We start from the raw sequence: 20,331 nt of genomic DNA, 5'->3' as shown, positions 1-20,331 counted from the left end.
AAATTTATTACATTTTAAATCGCGTTCCAGCGGTTTATCCCTCCACAAAAGCACTTCGATCAAAACACTGAATACTAAAAGCCGTTAGAATATTGGCGAACCGGTTTACAGAGTTTTTATCTTATGCAGTTTGTGCTTGTTTTTAATAGCGGAAGTTCCTCGTTTAAATTTTCACTGTTCCCCACGGATTCCGATGCCCCCCTGTTAAATGGTGTAGCTGAAGCACTCAGCACACCTGAAGCCAATATGAAGATAGTTCCGGCCGAAGGAGAGGTGCAGCGATTCCATATCGACGCAGATCATCAAGGTGCTATTGCTATTCTGGTAGCAAAGCTTCCGGAATTTGGCGTTAACTTTACCGATGTGGTTGTAGTTGGGCACCGAGTGGTGCACGGCGGTGAGGCGTTTTCAGAGTCAGTTGTGGTTGACGACTATTCTCTAGGCAAGATGGAATCCTGTTCCGATCTGGCGCCGCTTCACAATCCAGCCGCCGTCTTGGGTATTCGGTTAATTGGTGAACTTTATCCAAATCTTCCCCAGGTCGCGGTGTTCGATACGGCGTTTCACCAAACGCTGGAGAAGAAAGCGTATCTCTACGCGGTGCCATATCACCTCTACGAGCAACAGGGTGTGCGTCGCTATGGCTTTCACGGCACCAGCCATCGCTATGTTGCCGGTGAAGCTATTCGCCGCCTGGGCTTGCCTGAATCTGATAATCAATTGTTGATTGCTCATTTAGGTAATGGTTGTAGTGCAACGGCTGTGAGTAACGGTAAGAGTGTCGATACCACCATGGGGCTGACACCACTGGAGGGCCTTGTGATGGGCACTCGCTCTGGTGATGTCGATCCCAGTCTACATCAGTTCCTGCAGGATCGCCTGGGTTGGTCACTACAGAAGATTACCGATGTGTTGAATCGTGAATCTGGTTTGCTCGGGATTTCGCAAATCAGCAACGATATGCGCACTCTCGTCGAGGCGGCCGAAAATGGTAATGAATCCGCCCAATTGGCGATTGATGTATTTTGTTTCCGCCTGGCTCGCCAGTTAGCGGGATTGGCGGCTTCTCTGTCACGTATCGACGCCGTCGTGTTTACGGGTGGGATAGGTGAAAATAACGGTGGCTTGCGCAAAAAAGTGCTTGAGTCTCTCGCGATTTTTGGTTTTACGGTGGATGGATCTGCGAATGCCATTCATGGCAAAGAGTCCGCAGGAGTCATTACGACTGATACGTCGCCCACTCGCGCTATGGTAGTTCAAACGAATGAAGAAGCAATGATCGCACGTGATGCGAAAAAACTGGTGTTGGGGGTGACTGACCATGCATAGTTTTTATTTGGCTCCAACATCGTCGGGCACTGGCTTAACCTCAGTTTGTTTGGGGTTGGTACGCGCACTCGATCAGCTGGGGGTGCGCGTTGCCTTCTTCAAACCGATCGCGCAGATTTACGGCACCGATACGGGTCCGGGACGATCGAATACCTTGATTCAGGAAACCGTGGGCTTGCAGCCTGCGCCGTCTATCAGTCTGTCGTACGCGCAGCACAAAGTTGCCTCCGGCGGGCTCGATGACTTGATGGAAGAGGTAATATCAAATTTCCAGGCTTCGGCTGGCGATGCCGATGTGATGGTTGTGGAGGGGCTGGTGCCTCGTCCAAACGAAGATTACATTGTACGGTTGAACACTCGAATCGCCGCGACATTAGGCAGTGATGTCATTCTTGTTGCAGCTAAAAAACATTATTCTTCTGCACAACTCAATGAGCGGATAAATATCACCGCCAGTATTTTTGGTGGACTGAACAACCCACGCTTGTTGGGCTGTATCCTGAATAAGGTTGGGGCGCCACCTAAAGGCAGTCATCGGGTACGCGCAGATGACGCGGCCGACGATTGGGAAGTGGCGGAGCAAAACATTGAATTTGTTAAGCGTAAATTGCCGATCTTCAACCACCAGGATTTCCGCTGCCTGGGCATTATCCACTGGAACCCCGCATTTATTGCACCGCGAACCTTGGATGTTGCCAAGCATTTGAATGCACGGGTACTGCATGCCGGTAATATTGTTCAGCGCCGGGTATCTTCTGTCGTTTTGTGCGCGCGCACCGTGGCGAATATTGTTTATGCCCTTAAGCCCGGTACCTTGATCGTAACGCCTGGCGATCGCGCAGATATTATGCTGGCGGCGAGCCAGGCATCACTTAATGGCGTCCCTCTCGCGGGCGTTCTCTTCACCGGCGATATGGTGCCTGACGAACGTGTTATGACCCTGTGCCGCAGCGCAATTAACACCGGCTTACCAATTTTGTCGTCAGAGCTGGATTCACTGGCCACGGTGCAACTGCTCGATAATATGAGCGAAGAGGTTCCGGCTGAAGACGTGCAGCGCATGTTAGAAGTTATGGACGAAGTGGCTCACTCGCTCGATACGCAATGGCTGGCGGACCGCGCTTCTCTGCCACAGGATGTGCGTATGTCGCCACCGGCGTTCCGTCACTATCTGGTGCGTCAAGCGCAAAGCCTGAGTAAGCGTATTGTGCTACCTGAAGGCGATGAGCCGCGCACGTTACAGGCTGCGATTATTTGCCACAGCCGCGGTATTGCGCGTTGCGTGTTGTTGGGTAAACCGGAAACAATTCATTCGGTTGCCGAAGTGAACGGTTTGCAAATTCCAGATGGGCTGGAAATTCTCGACCCGGAAAATATTCGCAAAAGTTACGTGCAACCCATGGTTGCGCTGCGCGAGCACAAAGGCTTGAGTCAGCCGCAGGCTGAGGTACAACTGGAAGATTCCGTTGTTCTCGGTACCATGATGCTGGCGGTCGGTGAGGTCGATGGTCTGGTCAGTGGTGCCATGCATACCACGGGAAATACCATTCGCCCCGCGTTGCAGTTAATTAAAGCGCGTACCGAATCCAGCATTGTTTCGTCAATTTTCTTTATGCTGATGCCGGACCAAGTGCTGGTATACGGCGATTGCGCTGTGAACCCCAACCCGACTGCGGAACAGCTGGCAGAAATTGCGATTCAGTCTGCAGAGTCGGCGAAAGCGTTTGGCATCGACCCTAAAGTCGCGATGATCAGCTATTCAACGGGTTCGTCTGGTAAAGGCTCCGATGTTGACAAGGTACGCCAGGCCACTGAAATTGCCCAGGCCAAGCGCCCCGATATGATTATCGACGGCCCCTTACAGTACGATGCGGCCGCAATTGCCAGCGTTGCCGCCAGTAAAGCGCCGGGCAGCCCTGTCGCGGGTAAAGCTACGGTGTTTGTGTTCCCTGATTTGAATACCGGCAATACCACCTATAAAGCCGTTCAGCGCAGCGCGAACGTGTTAAGTATTGGCCCAGTATTGCAGGGGCTTAAAAAGCCGGTGAACGATCTGAGCCGCGGCGCGCTGGTCGATGATATCGTTTACACCATCGCGCTTACAGCGATTCAGGCTGAGCAGGCGGCGAAACTGAATTACTACTAGCGGGTTTTCATTATCACGTTACGGCAGCGCGAGAGTCGTGTGAAATCGCGCTGCCGTATTTCTCTCTTCTTAAATATATTCCTTTCAATAATGCCCTGTTGTCAGGCAGACATCCGCACGACTTCTTCAATCTTAACGGGTGACAATAAAGCGATTGCTGCTAGCGCTTTCTGCTTCAAAGATCCTTCAGGTAAGCGTTTGCAAAAGGCTGAAACGCATCGCCAAATTCTTTTGCCATTTTGTCCGGAAATACCAGAAAGTCGTTTGTCGTTAACGCGCTTAAAACGGCCTCTGCGACGACTTCTGGAGGCTCTGCAATATCACTAAAGCCAGCACTCGCTGCCATCGGGGTGTCGATGGGGCCTGGGTGGACGCTGATCACGCGTATGTCGTGGGCTTTTAACGTCGCTTTTAAAGCCAGGGTAAACGAAAAGCTTGCGGCTTTCGATGCGGAGTAGGTACTGAGGCTGCCATCGCTAATGAGTGAGGCAATGGAATTAACCTGAATAAAAACGCCAGCGGATTTTTCCAGTACAGGGATGAACGCTTTTGCCATGCGGAGTAGGCCGAATGTATTCACTTCCAGTTCCTGTTGGAACCGTACTTCTACATCCTCTGCCAGTGGTGTTGTAAGGGTCATAGCTCCTGCGTTGTTCACGACGATATCCAAGGGGCCTGCCTGCGATGCCAAATCCGTTACGCTTGTTGCGGAGGTTAAATCCAGCGGTAAAACCAGGATACGCGATCCAAATTGACGCGCGAAACCCGCGGCGCTTTCGGTGTTTCTAACGGCCATAACAACCTGTTGTGCCCCGGCGGCGAGAAACGCCGATACTAACGCTGTACCAATTCCGCCGTTGGCGCCAGTAATTAAAACGCGTTTGTTGTGTAATCCGTGGTTCATCTGTGTCTCCGGTTGCTGTTACCTTTATTCAACACGTATTTTTACACAATTATTAGCGCTAATTCTTGCTAAAAGTTGAGGCGTGTAACCGGTGTTGTCAGGCTCTAATATATTGAGCGTTGGCGTTTTCTAGAGATACAAAAAAGCCCGCAGTTGTGCGGGCTTTTGTATGGTTAGCGATTTACGTTAGGCTAGCACCGCCAGCAACAGAATCGCGACAATATTGGTAATTTTAATCATCGGATTAACTGCTGGGCCTGCGGTATCTTTGTAGGGGTCGCCGACGGTGTCGCCGGTGACAGACGCCTGGTGCGCTTCTGAACCCTTGCCGCCGTGGGCGCCATCTTCAATCGCTTTTTTGGTGTTATCCCAGGCTCCGCCGCCAGAGGTCATAGAGATTGCAACAAACAAACCGGTCACAATCGTTCCCAGCAACATCGCACCCAGCGAAGCAAACGCCGCCGCCTGGCCTGCAACCATGTTTATCACAAAATAGATGACGACAGGCGCGAGCACGGGTAGCAGAGAGGGCATTAACATTTCACGGATGGCGCTCTTGGTGAGCATATCGACACAGGTGCCGTATTCAGGTTTGGTGGTGCCTTCCAGCACACCGGGAATTTCCTGAAACTGACGGCGCACTTCATTTACCACTTTACCGCCAGCGCGACCTACCGCTTGCATCGCCACGCTGCCAAACAGGTAAGGCAGCAGCCCGCCAATAAATAGACCGATAACCACGTAAGGGTCGGACAAGTTGAAGTTCACATCCAAACCGGGGAAGTAGTGCTCGAGGTCGGTGGTATAGGCTGTAAACAGTACCAGCGCTGCCAGGCCAGCAGAACCAATCGCGTAGCCTTTGGTAATCGCTTTGGTGGTGTTGCCCACTGCGTCGAGGGCATCCGTGGTGCTGCGCACTTCTTCTGGCAGTTCTGCCATTTCGGCGATGCCACCAGCGTTATCCGTTACCGGACCAAATGCATCCAGAGCGACCACAATCCCAGCGAGCGCCAGCATCGTGGTTGCGGCAACGGAAATACCGTAGAGACCGCCGCAAATGTAGGACACTACGATGCCTGCGCAGATGACAAGAACGGGCAGGGCGGTGGACTCCATCGAGATCGCCAGGCCCTGGATAATGTTGGTTGCATGGCCTGTGGTGGAAGCATCGGCGATCATTTTAACTGGGCGATATTCCGTACTGGTGTAGTACTCGGTAATCCACACAATGAGCGCGGTAACTACCAGGCCTGTCATTGCGCAAAGCACCAGCGACCAACCGGTTAAATCGGTGCCCGCTAACTGGGTGCTCAAGCCAATTTGAACATGGGTGGTACCTACCACTAAAATGGCTGATAACACAGCGCTGGCAATAAACCCTTTGTAGAGGGCGGCCATGATGTTCTGGCTTTTTCCTAACCGTACAAACAGGGTAGCAACGACCGAGGCGAAGATACACACAGCGCCGATCAACAGCGGATAGAACATCAGTGTTTCACGGGTGTCTCCGGTGAAATACAGCGCGCCCAACAGCATCGAAGCAACAATTGTCACCACATAGGTTTCGAAGAGGTCTGCCGCCATGCCGGCACAATCGCCTACGTTATCGCCCACATTGTCGGCAATCACGGCTGGGTTGCGGGGGTCGTCTTCGGGAATACCGGCTTCAATTTTGCCGGAGAGGTCGGCGCCCACGTCGGCGCCTTTGGTGAAGATACCGCCGCCAAGACGCGCAAAAATAGAAATAAGTGAAGCGCCGAAGCCCAAGCCAACCAGGGCTTCGAGTACACTGCGGGCGCCCTCGTCGGTGGCGAGATCGAATTGCAGTTGCAGCAGTGTGTAATAGCCCGCAATACCTAATAGCGCCAGGCCCACAACGAGCATGCCGGTGATGGACCCCGAGCGAAAGGCGATATCCAATGCGGTTTTCAAGCCTTTCGAGCGCGCCGCTTCCGCAGTGCGGACGTTTGCTCTTACGGAAATATTCATTCCAATATAACCGGCAGCGCCAGAAAGAACTGCGCCAATAACATAGCCAAGCGCAACCCAGATATTTAAAAGAAGCGCGAGAATTATTCCAACGACTACGCCCACAATGGCAATAGTCCCATACTGTCGGTTCAGGTAAGCTCGTGCACCCTCCTGCACGGCACTGGCGATTTCCACCATTTTCTCGTTACCCGTGGGTGAAGCTAAAATCCACCGGGTTGCGACGATGCCGTACGCCAGAGCGACGATCGCGGCTATGAACACCACGTAGTAAGCAACAGGCATAACTCATGTCCTCTTAGGTTGTTATTTTTTGTCGTATTGCTGGATGCAAATCATCTTATCACCGCGTTTTCTTTAAAGGTTTGCGGTGGGCTAAGCGGGGAAGACTATTCGGGACCTGTTTGTTTTTAATCAAGTATAGAAACGGATATAAAAAAGGCACCGCAGTTTTCACTGTGGTGCCTCTGGTTAGTCAACTGGTCGTTGGCTAATTGGTTCTGCAGTTTGGCTGCTGGGGTTGATTACCCGCGGCTCAGCCTTGACCTGGAGCGTAAGGGAAGCGCATGTCCATATATTCTTTAAGCGTTTTTTCGGGCTTTTCAAACCCTTTTGGCAGCGGCCGTTGAGAAAATGTTTGAAAGTAGGTCACACAAGCATCGCGCCACCAGCGAGCTTCTTTTTCCTGAATAGTTAACGCCATATCTACTTGGTGATATTGCAGCGGATCGAGTTCGTCCTGCAGAGACTGCCATTGATTGTGCATCGCTGTTACATCCGCAGCGCCTTGATAGTAACGGTGAACAAGTTCATCCCACAGGTCACGCCCGGTGGACTTAACGGTGTAGTCCCAGGGTAAGTGATGGAACCAAAGTAGCAATTCTTCGGGTGTTGTTTCTGCTTTTGCGTACTCTTCTTTTAGTGGTGAAAAATATTGCTCAACAGAATTAACGCCGGTAGGTGACCGGTCAAATCCAATGCCGTCTTTGCCTGCTTTGTGATAGTAGACAGAAGTCCAGTCCTCTCGGCCCAGATCTTTCACCCAGGGGCCGGGCCCGTAGTGATGCCCTACGCCCATAATGTGGTGTAAACCGAGAGGGGTCATATAATTCACGGTTATTTCACGCGAGCGCATCATCATATCGGTAACCGTTGATACCACTTTTTCGTCGTTGCTCAAGGTCATCCGAACCCATTCGTCTGCAATGTCGGCTGTGGTCAGTTCATGATCCCACGCGAGGCGGCCGAACACATACCAGTTGGACTGAAGAATAATGTGGCCAGTCCAGTTGCGGTCGGTGCCGATATTCGATACGCCGGCGATGCCAGATATGTGATTGTTAAACAGTGAACCATCGACAACCTTGGCCACGGTTGAACCCTTGCCTTTGGCATAGGTGTCAGATTGCAATGCCTCTTCGTACATTGTTCCCAGATACACGAGATGGGTGCTAAAGCCCAGGTATTCCATGGTGATTTGAAATTCCATCATCATGGGTGTTTTGGGCGTTGCGCCAAAAAGCGGGCTGAAGGGTTCGCGTGGCTGAAAATCGATTGGGCCGTTCTTCACCTGAATTAGTACGTTATCGTGAAATTTGCCATCGAGCGGCTTGAATTCGGAATAGGCCTGCTTCGAACGCTCCTCGTTCTTTTCATTGGCATACACAAACGCTCGCCACATAACAACACCGCCGTGAGGCGCCAGTGCATCAGCAAGCAAATTTGCGCCCTCGGCATGGGTGCGACCGAAATCACCAGGGCCGGGTTGGCCTTCGGAATTCGCTTTTACCAAAAAGCCGCCAAAGTCGGGTATGCGCGCATAGATTTCCTCGACTTTATCCTTCCACCATTGTTTTACAGTGGGGTCCAGCGGGTCGGACGTTTTCAGTCCACCGATTAATTGGGGTGAGCTGAATTTTATTGAAAGGTATACCTTGATGCCGTAGGGACGAAACAGGTCGGCCAATGCTTCAACTTTGTCCAGATAGTGTGGTGTCAGCGTAATTGCGTTGGCGTTAACGTTATTCAACACCGTGCCGTTGATACCAATACTCGCATTCGCGCGCGCGTAGTCGTAGTAGCGCGGGTAGGTATAATCAGGCAGTTTATGCCAGTCCCAAATTGACTCCCCGGCGAAACCGCGTTCCACATGGCGATCCATATCGTCCCAGTGGTTGAGCACTCGAACATCGATTTTAGGCTTCTCGACAATTTCGAGTTCGCGTAAAGGCTGCTCGGTTTGTATCAAACGCAATAAGTGAAAGGTACCGTATAGCGCCCCCACATCCGTATTGGCTGCAATCAGGGTTACCGGCTTTCCGCTCAACTCGAGCGATTTAATTACAAAGCCTTCTTTGCCCAGACCCTTCAGCTCCGACAGGTCCGCGTTGCGGATGTCTGCAGAGGATGACGGGGTGCCCACCACTAAAGCGTGTTTGCCAACAGCTTCGACAAATTTAGGTTGTTTGCCTAAAAGGCCTGAGAGCGCGTGTGAAAGCTCATCGCGGATGACGGTAGTCGTCGCTGAATCTCCGGCAACGTATATTGAGCTGATTTGTTTCCGGTATGTTTTGATACTCTGTTGATCAGACAACAAATCGTATTTCAACCAGAGCCGATAACCGTCCTCGCCATCAAATATTTTTTGGCCAAACGCCGGGCTGCATGCCAATACCGACAGCAGCAAAAAAGCAAAGGTACGTAATATTTTATGCATTGTTTTTCCTGTTTATTGTTCGATTGTTATCGTTTTGCTCACGGCGCCAGTGGCGGAGACATACGGCTGCTGACCGCCGCCAACGCTCAGTGTTAATGGCCCGTGGTAAGGGTGTCGAACGCCCTGGTCGTCCACATAACTGAGATCTTTGCCAGCAATGCTAAATTCGACGGTCTGTGAGGCGCCAGGTTCCAGGTAAATACGCTTGAATTCCTTTAATTCCCGCTGTGGCAGGCTTAATCCGGGTACCTTCATCGACACGTAAACCTGCACAACTTCATCGCTGGCGACTTTGCCGCTGTTGCTCACCTGAGCGGTTATAGCGAGCGGTTCACCACTTGCCATTGTGGCTGGCGCACTTAACTCGCTGTAAGCAAATTGGGTGTAACTCAGGCCGTAACCAAATGGGTAGAGTACATCCCCCTGGTAGTACTTATAGGTCCGGTTGGTCATGGCATAATCTTTAAAACCGGGTAAATCGTCCAGACTGCGATAGAACGTAATCGGCAAGCGGCCCGAGGGGGAAACCTCGCCCCACAAAATTCGTGCGAGCGCTGTACCGGTTGCCTCGCCGGGGTAAAACCCTTGCAAAATCGCGTCTACGTTATTATTCGCCCAGTTAAGTGCAATTGCGCTGCCACTGAAATTCACTAAAACAATGGGTTTGTTAAGTTTTTTAAGCGTTGCCAAGAGCTTGCGTTGTGGCTCGGGCAGGCGGATATCTGTTCTGTCTCCATGGTCGAAACCTTCGATCTCGACGCTCATTTCTTCACCTTCAAGATCAGCCGATATCCCGCCGGTAAAGATGATTACATCGGCTTTTTGCGCCGCGGCCACAGCATCGGCAACCAGGTTGCGCGAGCTGTTCAGCCAACTGACTTTGGCGTAGGCTTCAAGCGGTTGCCCCCAAAAAGCGTGGACAAATTTTTGGCTGGCTTCGAACGCGTACTCCTGATTAGCGTTGAGGTAGATTCCATCTTTTACTTCCTCGCCATCGATTTTTAATGTTTCGCGAGTGGAGAATTGATACACCCCTGACTCCTTGGGTATCAGCACGCCGGACCACTCGACAGCGAATTCATCACGCACAGTGTTATCGACGGGTGAGCGCTGCCAGAAAAAGTCGATGTTGGCGTCGACCCGAGAAAATACCGGCACCTCCTCCCGGCCTTCTTTGGCTGAGGCATTGTAATAGTTAGCTTGCAAGCCAGGCTTTAGTGCGCCATTGTCATCTTTGTGGAAAAAGTGGTCTGCAGATATAACCTGGTAGTGAGAAAAGGTGTCACCCGCAAGCGCAGATCCCGGGGCGTAAAACACATTCTCTTCGCCGAGGTACTGCTGAATGCCGTCCAGGGGCGTCACCGGTTTGATTGGATCGCCAAAGTAGTTGCCCACGAGCACAGTCGGGTTGGTGGCGTTAGGCCCGATAATGGCGACCTTACTGGATTTTTTGAGGGGCAGAATGCCGCTGTTCTTGAGCAGTACAAACGACTTCTCAGCGGCTTTTTGAGTGAGCGCGAGATGGGCCTGTGAGCCGACTACATCCATCGGAATTTTGGAATAGGGAACCTGATCGTCCGGATCGAACATACCAAGTTTGAAGCGGGTTTTCATCAGGCGTTTTACGGATTGATCAATTTCATCCTGTGTAATCATTTCCCGCTGCAATGCAAAGTGCAGGTTAGCGAAAGTGCTCAGGCGGTCGGTGCCACAGTTCAGGTCGGTACCACTGCGCACGGCCCAGGCAGCTGCGGCCGCAGGCGCCATGACCACGTGGTGAGCCTCTGGAGCATAGAAGTCCGCGATCGCGCCACAGTCGGAAACAACGTGGCCTTTAAAGCCCCACTTCCCGCGCAGGGTTTCTTTTAGCAGCATATCGTTGCCACACGCGGGCTCGTCATTGACGCGGTTGTAGGCACACATCACCGATTCCACATCGCCTTCCACCACCGCTTTTTCGAACGCGGGTAGATAGGTTTCGTTTAAATCCTTCGGGCTGGCGATGTAGTTATCTGAGTGGCGTGACTTTTCGGGGCCGCTGTGTACTGCGAAGTGCTTGGCCATGGCAGCGGTTTTCAGGTACTTCGGATTTTCTCCCTGCAGGCCGCTGATGTAAGGCAGTGCCAGCTCGCCAGTAAGGTAGGGGTCTTCGCCGTAGGTTTCCTGGCCGCGGCCCCAGCGTGGATCGCGGAAGATGTTGATATTGGGTGACCAGAAGGTGAGCCCGGTGTAGCGAAAATGTACGCCGTTTTCAACAAAGTAGTGGTGTTTCGCTCGCGCCTCATCGGAGACGGCCTCAGCGATATCGAACATGGTCTCCCTGTCCCACATGGCGGCCATGCCTATTGCCTGAGGAAAAACTGTGGCCTTGCCTGCCCGTGCGACACCGTGCAGGGCTTCGTTCCACCAATCGTATTCTGCAATACCCAAATGCTCGATAGCTGGTGATTCGTTGTACATCTGAGATATTTTTTCTGCCAGATCCATCCGCGAAACCAGATCATCAACGCGGGTGTCAATGTCCAGAGTCGTGTCCATGTAGGCGGGTTGTTCATTGGCTGTACTGCGCTCGCTAACGGGCTTGGGTACTGGGTTGTTATCCGGTGAGCAACCGGTGAAAAGCAGTGATGCCAGGGTTAGACCTAGAATTGGCACGGGATTCAGGGGGTTTCTGCGCATAGTAAGACCTGCGTTAGTTTGAGTTATTATTCCATGAGAGTTCGGGTCTGCTCAGTGCTCCTGCGACCACTGAGGTAGGTTTCTATGAAACCATGGCTGTATTACTTCAAAATATGCCACTCCGGTATCGGCGATTTGAAAGTAAGTATAGCCAAATGCCCGTGGGTGTTGGCGCGTAGATAAGCTTGAACTCGAAGAACTGTCTGTAATTCAACCAATAGGTAATTATTAATGGGAAACGACTAATGGGAAAACACGTCGCGTTTTTCGCTTTTCTAATCATGTCCATCTGTTTTTTAAGTGGCTGTGTGCAATTGATAACGCCGCGCGTGGAGACAGCGCTGGTGGAGCTTCGCACTGGCGAGTACCGACTGGACCCGGAGCACGCCGCGCTACTGTTTAAGGTCGATCACATGGGGTTGTCGAGTTTTGTCGGTCGTTTCGAAAAGTTTGATGCATCGCTGGACTTTGTACCCGAACAGTTGGCTGACAGCCGTCTGGATGCGGTTATTGACATGGCAAGCATCAATGTCAATAGCACTGAATTTGCCGACACACTGCGCGGCAGCGATTGGTTCGCTGTGCAAACCTACCCGCAGGCACATTTCAGCACGACGAGTGTGGCCTCCGTCGAGGGAAATATCGTCAAATTCAATGGAGTTCTGGAATTTCTGGGGGTGAAAAAACCGGTGATGATCGAAGTTAATTTTCGCGGTGGCGCAACGAACATGCTGACAGCGAAATACACCATAGGATTTTCAGCGATAGCCCAGTTTAAACGCTCTGAGTTCGGTATGGATAAATATATCCCCGCAGTAGGGGATGATGTGACCATTGAGGTTTACGCGGAGTTTCAGAGGAATTAGTTGCTCTTATTCTAAAACTGCGAAAGTGAATTGACAAAAGCCAGCAAATAACGGATGTATTTGCTGGCTTCCAATTAAGGTCACTCTATGAATGTGGCGAGAAAAAACAGCGCAAGAGTTATTCGCTCTCTTTACCTAAATTCTTTAAATACGTAGGCAAACTGCTGAGAATATAGCCGTTTAGCACCTGCGGGGATTCTTCCAGTAGCAGGTCGATTTTTGCTGTGGCTTTTTGTGTGCTGCTGGAGCTGCTCATATCGGCCGCGCATTCCAGTATTTCTTCCAGGTTGATTGGGTGCTCGACACGCTCTTTTGGATGCTCCTCGTGAAATTCTGTTATTGCCAGGAGCACCTCGACAATCGCGCTTCGGAAATAGGGCGGGTGTAATTGGGCAAGTGCATCGTTAATGAGTTGTGCAAAAATTTCCTCGCCGGGGGTCATCGAGCTGCGAACAAATTCGCTTTCAATAATGCACGCGGGGTTGTGCGATTCGGCAAAAATAATTTTGGGTGCAATTGCAAGGGTTTGCCAGATCTTTTCCAGGAACTCGCGGCTCAAACTGAGAATAAGGCCGCGCTCAAAGCGCCATTCAAACCAGTCAAGATCCATTGCTTCCACATCGGAATCGCTCATGTTTTTCGCAGAAAGACTGCGTTTTAAGCCTTTGGCGAATACGCTTCGCTGGGAGCTGAAGATTTTATAGAGCCGGTCTAACACTGCACTCGGGCTGAGCTGGCCGAGCTCCAGCACGGATTCTTTGTAGTTATCGCTTTTTACGCCATCGGCACACAGATTCAGAAGGTTACTCAACTGTATTGAGCGCACCCCTTCGAAAAGCTGTGGGTTGGTGCGTTGCAATATACCGATGGACTCCAGCAATTCCTGGAGCAGACAGTGGTCGATGGGGTTAATACTGGCTTCGCGCAACGCCTCCACAATCTGGCTGTTGTTAAGCGACTGTTCCAAGCCAAACTCGCTGGTATCTACTGAGCCAACGATCACAGAGAAGTGACGTGAGCTGAGAACCGAAAGATAGTCCGACAGATCGTCTTTTACCCGGCCCGATAGTGCGAAAGCGAGCCGGGCAATCAGCCACTGATGGTTTTGTAAGGCATTGCTATAAATTGTATTCAGCAGGTCGCGGGCAGTAATCCGTTTATTGGTATCACTGGCAGACTCGTGCAGCGGTCGGTCGGCGAAGTATTCGACGAGCTTATCTGCCTGTGCGAGCTGGCTGCCATCAAGCGCTTGAAGCAGCGCCAGGCTTTGGGTATTCCATTCGATTGCCGGTGGCGCTTCCACCTCGCGGCTGGTAATGGGGGTTAGGCAGATATCGGGCGCGAGAAGCCAGTTTTCTCTTGACGCGCGGAACGCAAGATTGGCGGAAGCATAACCAATATTCTCGTCTTCTGTTCGTAGCTGAAATCCTTGCAGGCACTCGTAGAGTAAGTGAGCGTCGGGCGAGTTACACAGGGCTTCGTTGACCATAAAAGTAAAAACGGCAACTTCGGAGTTGAGCCAGTGCTTACGAATATGCGAGATTTCTTCTCGCACCATGGTCGCTACCCGCGCGATATCGTGATGCACATAGTCATCATCGGAATCGCCTTGAATCCACGACAAACACAAAAACTGGTGGTCGTTAATACAGTAGGTCTGCGAACTTGCAAGGCTCAAAAGTCGTCGTCGCGGCCGTCCGGTGAGGTTCAATTTGTGGTTGGCGCCAACTTGTGCGTAGGCCTCCACCAGATGTGGGGCAGAGATAACTTTTAGCGGGGCGATATCCAGAATGCTTTCGGCAATTACGCCGTTATCCGCGAGGATTTTTTTCACATCTTCATTTTCAGCCAGTACCACAAGCGCAACCTGTGCTTTGGTCATTTGGGTTGTGGTACTGCGCAATTTTACCGGGTCGAGGTCGTCCGGTTTTAGCAATCCTAGGTCCATCAACCTGCCGGTGTAGTACAGGCTCTGCGCCCAAACCAGCGGTAAGTTATCGTTGGCGACGCGGGCCTGGCTTTTGGGATTGCGCTTTTCGGCTTCTATGGCATGCTCGGGTACATAATACAATTCGGGAATTAGGCCGATACCATTTTTTTCGATCATCAGATTTTGAATTTTCTGATAATAGTGGCTTGCGGTCTGCGTGTTGCCAGTGAACAGTGCGTTCAGATAGAGATAGCAAAAAAACAAGGGCCATTCGGATTCAATATGCTGAAAGTTGGCTAACTCTGAGTGTTCGTAGTACAAGCGAGATGGATCTTCGATAACGGTCTGGTGGCCGTCCCACAAAAATCGCTTTAACCCATAAATACCGCCCAGCTTTTTTAAAATTTCATCGCGTGTTTCGGTTGCCAAAATGGAATCGCCAACCGCAAATGCGGGGAAGCCAATAATACTGAGTAGTGCAGCGTCCACTTCTTTAGAGAGCGATTCTCGTGGCAGCAGCGCGGCGAGGTTGGTGCGTGCCATCGATAGTGCGTCTGGTACAGAGTGCACAACCGCGCGGGTTGGCCCGCCTTTGTGAAATAAATTCAACCCATCCAATGCTTGTAGCGCAGCTTTGGCCATGCCGAGTGAGCTGGCATTAATTTCCGGCTTGCCATTATTAATTTTATTGCCACGCTCCCAGATACCGTAGTCGGGCGTGCGGAACGCACTGGCGATGTAGTAAATAAGATTTTGGACAAAATCGACTTCGTCATAGGTTTGAATAATGCGTAAACCGGAGGCTGTCATTTGCCCGATCATTAACAGGTAAATAGATGTTGCGTCGATTTGCAAATGGCCCCAGGCATCGTCGGCGACAACTGTGAGGCCCGTTGCGGTGTCGTACTTAGCGTGCAGAGCATCAATCGGTTTGAGGGTATGTTTGAACGCTTCCACTTTGTGGGCCTGGCGCATCATTGACTGCAGCAGACCTCGCATCAACTTGATGGTGGCTTGTTCGAGTTCATCCGCCTCTCGGGTTTCGCCTGCTTTTTTCATGGCCAGGCTGAGGGCCCAGGGCGCGATGATGGAATATACATTGTCGCGTACCCAGGCATCGGTGTAGTCGCCGTGTGCATTGACGGAGGTACTGGCTGGGAGCAAGCCCGTTACCGGGTTCTGCCGTGACAGGATAACTTGATTGATTTCGTTGTAGAGTTGTTTGAGCTCTTGTTCGCTGTTTCTCATAACTGCGGAGGTTCCACTAAAACGGGGTCATTGTTTTGGGGCCGGGTGGGGATGTGCGCCACATGTTGGCGCAGCCCAGGTCTCACTGGCGGCAGCGGAAGACGTCGTGTAATGACTGGCTGGTTTACGATGGCGTGTATTCTACGCTAGTTGCATACAGTGCGGCGGCTCCTCTTGCAATGTAGAAGGATAGGGACAGAGTTTCCAGATCCGTTACCAGCATTAATCATGCCCAACAGCTGCGGCAGTCGCCTGCTCGCTGCGAGCCAGATCTTGCCAGACGGTTACTATTAACCCGGGGCTAACCCGGCGATTAAATAGATGACCTTATATATATTAATCGCGCACCATTGAAATACTGACGAAAAGGTGTGAGTTTTCTGATATTTCAATGAGCTACATTGCCCACCGGGCAATGGCGGTGCTTCCCTGCGCCGCCTATCAACTTAGCAATTTTCATCGCCCAGTTAATAAGATAACCGCCTAATAAGATAACCGTAGTGGCGTGCAAAAATACCTTGTGTATTGACTAGCGGTTTTGCAGGCGGTTCAAATCTAACACACCAAATTCAACTGGATCGAACTCGCGTAACGCCGCGTGTATTTTATCCAGTTCTGGCCAGAAATTAGCGTTTGTGCGGCGGACACCATATTGGTTCACGAGCTGCGTATAATCGTCTTTGCTCTTTAGCGCGCCTACGGCATCGACAAAGTCGGCCAGTTGTTCTACGTCCAGATCAAAGAATGCAATGGGGTATGCGCCAGTAAACCCGTTGGTTACGGTGACGTCATTTTCTTCGGGCACAAGGTATTTATCTTCCCTGAACATGGACGTAATGTTCAAATGCGCGTTGTTACGTAAGAGCGACGCGGCAAAATGCTGCTCCCCATCATGGATATACAGGTAAGTATTTTCGGGCAGGGCTTCGGTGGTTTTTCCTTTGACCTTGGCCAGGCGCTTAAGCGCCTTGCGCACCACCTTATTGTCGATATTGTCGAGATCGCGGCGGTGATTTACCGCATCTCCAAGGCGCTCTTCTAACAGGCTGAAAAGCTCAAGTTTCGGGGTGCTGGAACGGTAGTCGATGTCCGGCTCGACGCGATTGTCCAGGGCCGGGTGTTTTAAATAATCGACCACTTCCGGCGATGCCTTTCGATACCAGTTTTGGCGCTCTTGTGCGCGGGTTTCCGAGGGTAGCATTAACAGGAATGTCGATTCGCCATCCATGCGCAGGAAGTCCATATACAGGCGCGACATCAGCTGGTGGCCAACATTGCCATAGACATCGTAACTGGCAACCAGCAGGTAATGGATGCGCTCTAGCAGCGAATAGCCGATAACCCAGGCCGTTTGCGGTGGTGCGCCGACAAGCCCCTGTTCGACGGTGGCGCTGTCGAAATGGCGAAAAATGGTTAAAGCTGCATTTTTGTTGTTGCCTTCACCATCCCAGATCATATCCAGTGTGATTGAGCGGTTTTCATCCACTAATTGTTCTTTCAAAAAGGCTTCGCGCGCATCCAGCAGTTTCTTCTGTTTGTGAGAGTAATGCAGCCAAGTGGAGAGCGGCAAATACACATCGCTGTCGGCATTAGGAAGATCGTAATAGTCGGCATTTTCCTGCAGGAATTCTGCAACCTTGGCTTCCGAAATAACCTCTGGGTCGACGAAGAACACCCAGAAATGGTCCTTGATTACATTCAGCGCTGCCTGACCGCGACAGACAGGCCCTTTAATAAAGTTCATGATTGAAAACTGTGCTTCTTTCAATAAAAACTTATAGCGGGATTTTACGGGCAGCTGGGCGAACGTTAAAAACGGGTTTTCGATATGTTTTTTGTCGTAGCCGGGCAGGGTACCGACGGTGTAGTTGGTGTTGAAGAAGAGTCCCTGCCAGAATTGCATGCGCTCCGTGTTCAGGGCGTATGGCATGTGGGTTTTGGCAACGATAGTTTCCTGCTTGCGCACCAAACGATAGTAAAAATCCTGCGTGCCAGGGTCGTCTATCGGGCGGCGCGTGCTCAGTAATTTCACCGGCTGCCCAGGCGGGGTATGTGAGCGCACAATTTTAAAAAAGGTTGTTTGGTCCAGCTCGCTAAAATACAGATGAGCGAGGAACAGGTGTTCATACAAGTACCGTGACACCAGTCGGCCCTTGTTGCCGGTGCGGTTTAAAAACGCCTCCCATTCTGCGCGCTGAGCTTCGAGCTTTGTGTCGAGAGGGCTGAGTGGCGTATAGCGGCCGCCTTCCTGTACCCACTGCGTCAAGGTTGTGAATTCGTTTTTCGACAAGCCAGGTAAGCCATAGGGCATACCCCACTGGGGGTGCTCGTTCGCGAACGCGTCAAAATTTTCTGCCTGAGGGCAAAATTCATCGCGGTTGATGCCAACTGGTACGTCTTTGGTAAGCGGAGTGTCGAGCATTACTGGGTGGTCGGCCTTTAACTGCAGCATGCGGTACATCACGCTGGCTTCACGATTCGCTTCTGTGGACGATTTAAATTCATTTAATACCGGGAAAAAACCACGTTCACGCCACGCTTCTACGCCGAACGCGTCCTGAAACAAACGCGATGGCGGTGCTGCGGTAAGCCGCTGTGGGTGGTAAACCTTGTCTTTACTGGCTCCGCGGGCCAAGCCTTCGGGTGCGGTCGCCTTTAGCTGGCAGGGTGCGTCGTAGCACGCGTGGCAAACAACGCACCGGTTATCCAGCACGGGTTTTACATCGCGCCAGTAGTCAACTTGGTTTGCGTCTATCGCAATAACTTCTCTATCTTTTGCCGACGCGTTACCGTAGCGGTCAACCAGGTTATTTGTCGTGTAAACGGCGCAGGCGCCCAGTAGCAGAATGGCAGAAACAATAAGTAAACGGCTGGGCTTGAAGATCATTAAGAGGGCCTGAATAGAATGGTTGGTGCAGTATAAAGGAATACTAAAGACTCTGACTCGCAACAAAGGTTTTTTGTGGCCGCACAAATGCGCTCGCACGGCGCCTGGATTTTACGCTAATTCTTTAAACCAGGCTTTGGTCTGTTTCACGGCGGTGCTGTGGTCAACAATAGGTTTGGGGTAACCACAGGATTCTGCTTCGATGACACTCGGCGAATGAATAGCTTTGTTGCTGAGATTTTTCAGCTCTGGCAGGTAATGCCTTATGAACTCTCCGTTTGGGTCAAAGCGTTCTGATTGCCGGGTTGGATTAAAAATCCGGAAATAAGGTGCTGCGTCGACGCCGGTGGACGCAGACCACTGCCAGCCACCGTTGTTGGATGCGAGATCACCGTCTACCAGGTGCTGCATAAAAAAATCTTCACCAAGCCGCCAATCGACGAACAGGTGCTTGGTCAAAAACATGGCTGTAATCATCCGCAGCCGATTATGCATCCAACCGGTTTGTACGAGTTGTTTCATCGCAGCGTCGACAATGGGGAACCCGGTACGGCCTTCTTGCCAGGCTGTTAGCAGCCTTGAATCATGGCGCCAGGGCAGCCGCTCAGTGTTTTGTTGAAACGCTTTAAATTTGCAAAGGTCGGGATAGCCATAAAGCAGATGCCGGTAGAAATCACGCCAAACTAATTCGCTGAGCCAGGTCTGAGCACCTTGGGTGGATTGGTCATTTTCCATGCCGCCCTGTTGGATTGCTGCATCCATACACTGGCGGGTGCTGATGGCGCCTACCGCCAAGTATGGAGACAGGGTGCTGGTGCCGTCGACTGCGGGGAAATCACGATCCTCGTGATAGCGAGACATCCCGTCTTTGCCAAATCGGTGCAGCCGCCGGTGAGCTTCGTCTTCCCCTGCGGGCCAGAGGTTTTGCCAGCACGATTCAAACTGCACCTGTTGTAATGGCGCAATGCTGGAAGTGATTGGAATTTTTTTCTGCGCTTTTGGTGTCGGGTAAACGGCGCGCGCCATGGAGCTGAATTCTGCCAGGTACCGTTTTTTAAACGGAGTGAATACCTTGTACCAATCGTCGCTGCCGGTTTTGAGCTTGCCGGGCGCGATAGCGCATTGGTCGTTAAAGGACCAGGTGTCTATATGAGGTTGCAGCTCGGCAATCACCCGTTTGCTCAACAGCCGTTCGTTTATTTCAAATTCATGGTTGAAGTACACGGCAGAAATGTTGTGTTTTGCGGCGAACGATTTGAGCTCGCCCGGCACGCGCTTAAAATTACTGCAGGGAATAATGATTAACGGCACATGCAGTGCTGCGAGGGCGGACTCCAGCTTTTCCAACTGGCGACAGATTAGGCTGATTTTTGCCGGAGAGAGCCGATGCTCGCTCCAGGTTGCTTCACACAGTGTGTAGACGGCGGCGGTTGGCCCGGCTTGCATACTTGCGCAGAGGGCTGGGTTGTCTGCAACGCGAAGGTCCGCGCGAAACCACATGAGATTCAACGTTAATTCTCCAAGGGACTATTATCGATTTGCGCGGAGCGCTGCCCGCCACTTTCCAGTAAAGCGCAATAGCGCCCCAAGTGGTGGCACAAGCACAGGTTTACTTACGTAAATTCTTCGATTTGGGA

General features: G+C 51.5%; 10 protein-coding genes. 3 read left to right on the top strand and 7 right to left on the bottom strand.

Translation table 11 applies throughout. The features are described 5' to 3' along the window. The first annotated feature begins 123 nt into the window (after nt 1–123). Both TERTU_RS12570 and pta read left to right on the top strand, forming a co-directional pair. Nucleotides 124–1,329, top strand: coding sequence for an acetate/propionate family kinase (locus TERTU_RS12570; RefSeq protein WP_015820780.1), 1,206 nt, complete (start codon nt 124–126; stop codon nt 1,327–1,329). Continuing rightward, nucleotides 1,322–3,475, top strand: coding sequence for a phosphate acetyltransferase (pta, locus tag TERTU_RS12565; protein WP_015816899.1), 2,154 nt, complete (start codon nt 1,322–1,324; stop codon nt 3,473–3,475). The genes TERTU_RS12570 and pta overlap by 8 nt, the downstream gene beginning before the upstream one ends. A gap of 175 nt (nt 3,476–3,650) precedes the next feature. Here the strand turns inward: pta and TERTU_RS12560 are convergent, their stop codons facing one another. The 4 genes from TERTU_RS12560 to TERTU_RS12545 all read right to left on the bottom strand — a co-directional run bounded on the left by TERTU_RS12560 (nt 3,651) and on the right by TERTU_RS12545 (nt 11,763). Next, on the bottom strand, nt 3,651–4,379 hold the full coding sequence (locus TERTU_RS12560; protein ID WP_015817036.1) for an SDR family oxidoreductase: 729 nt from the start codon (nt 4,377–4,379) through the stop codon (nt 3,651–3,653). 186 nt (nt 4,380–4,565) lie between these two features. Then, nucleotides 4,566–6,653 carry a sodium-translocating pyrophosphatase gene (locus tag TERTU_RS12555; RefSeq protein ID WP_015817167.1) on the bottom strand — a complete coding sequence of 696 codons (2,088 nt, stop codon included), beginning with the start codon at nt 6,651–6,653 and terminating at the stop codon, nt 4,566–4,568. A 250-nt stretch (nt 6,654–6,903) separates the two neighbouring features. Further along, nucleotides 6,904–9,084 (bottom strand): alpha-glucuronidase family glycosyl hydrolase, encoded by a 2,181-nt coding sequence (locus TERTU_RS12550; RefSeq protein WP_015818736.1) that lies wholly within the window; start codon nt 9,082–9,084, stop codon nt 6,904–6,906. A gap of 12 nt (nt 9,085–9,096) precedes the next feature. Continuing rightward, the gene (locus TERTU_RS12545) at nt 9,097–11,763 is read right to left on the bottom strand and encodes a glycoside hydrolase family 3 C-terminal domain-containing protein (protein ID WP_015819412.1); all 2,667 of its coding nucleotides are present in this window, start codon (nt 11,761–11,763) and stop codon (nt 9,097–9,099) included. Between the two features lie 245 nt (nt 11,764–12,008). On the opposite strand from TERTU_RS12545, the gene TERTU_RS12540 reads away from it, so the two are divergent. Then, complete coding sequence (locus TERTU_RS12540) at nt 12,009–12,629, top strand: YceI family protein (protein WP_015817994.1); 621 nt, start codon at nt 12,009–12,011, stop codon at nt 12,627–12,629. Nucleotides 12,630–12,747: 118 nt separating this feature from the next. Here TERTU_RS12540 and TERTU_RS12535 read toward each other — a convergent pair whose 3' ends face one another. The 3 genes from TERTU_RS12535 to phrB form a co-directional block, all read right to left on the bottom strand. Then, on the bottom strand, nt 12,748–15,807 hold the full coding sequence (locus TERTU_RS12535; protein ID WP_015818821.1) for a phosphorylase b kinase regulatory subunit alpha/beta: 3,060 nt from the start codon (nt 15,805–15,807) through the stop codon (nt 12,748–12,750). 529 nt (nt 15,808–16,336) lie between these two features. Further along, nucleotides 16,337–18,694, bottom strand: coding sequence for a fatty acid cis/trans isomerase (locus TERTU_RS12530; RefSeq protein WP_015818918.1), 2,358 nt, complete (start codon nt 18,692–18,694; stop codon nt 16,337–16,339). A gap of 111 nt (nt 18,695–18,805) precedes the next feature. Further along, entirely contained in the window at nt 18,806–20,194 is a 1,389-nt protein-coding gene (phrB, locus tag TERTU_RS12525; protein WP_041590233.1) for a deoxyribodipyrimidine photo-lyase, read from the bottom strand. Between the last annotated feature and the right edge of the window lie 137 nt (nt 20,195–20,331).

Origin of the sequence: Teredinibacter turnerae T7901 (genome assembly GCF_000023025.1) — a bacterium.
Taxonomy (GTDB): Bacteria; Pseudomonadota; Gammaproteobacteria; order Pseudomonadales; family Cellvibrionaceae; genus Teredinibacter; species Teredinibacter turnerae_B.
Note: the sequence above shows the minus strand (reverse complement) of the source record. Positions and strands in the feature narration are given on the sequence as shown.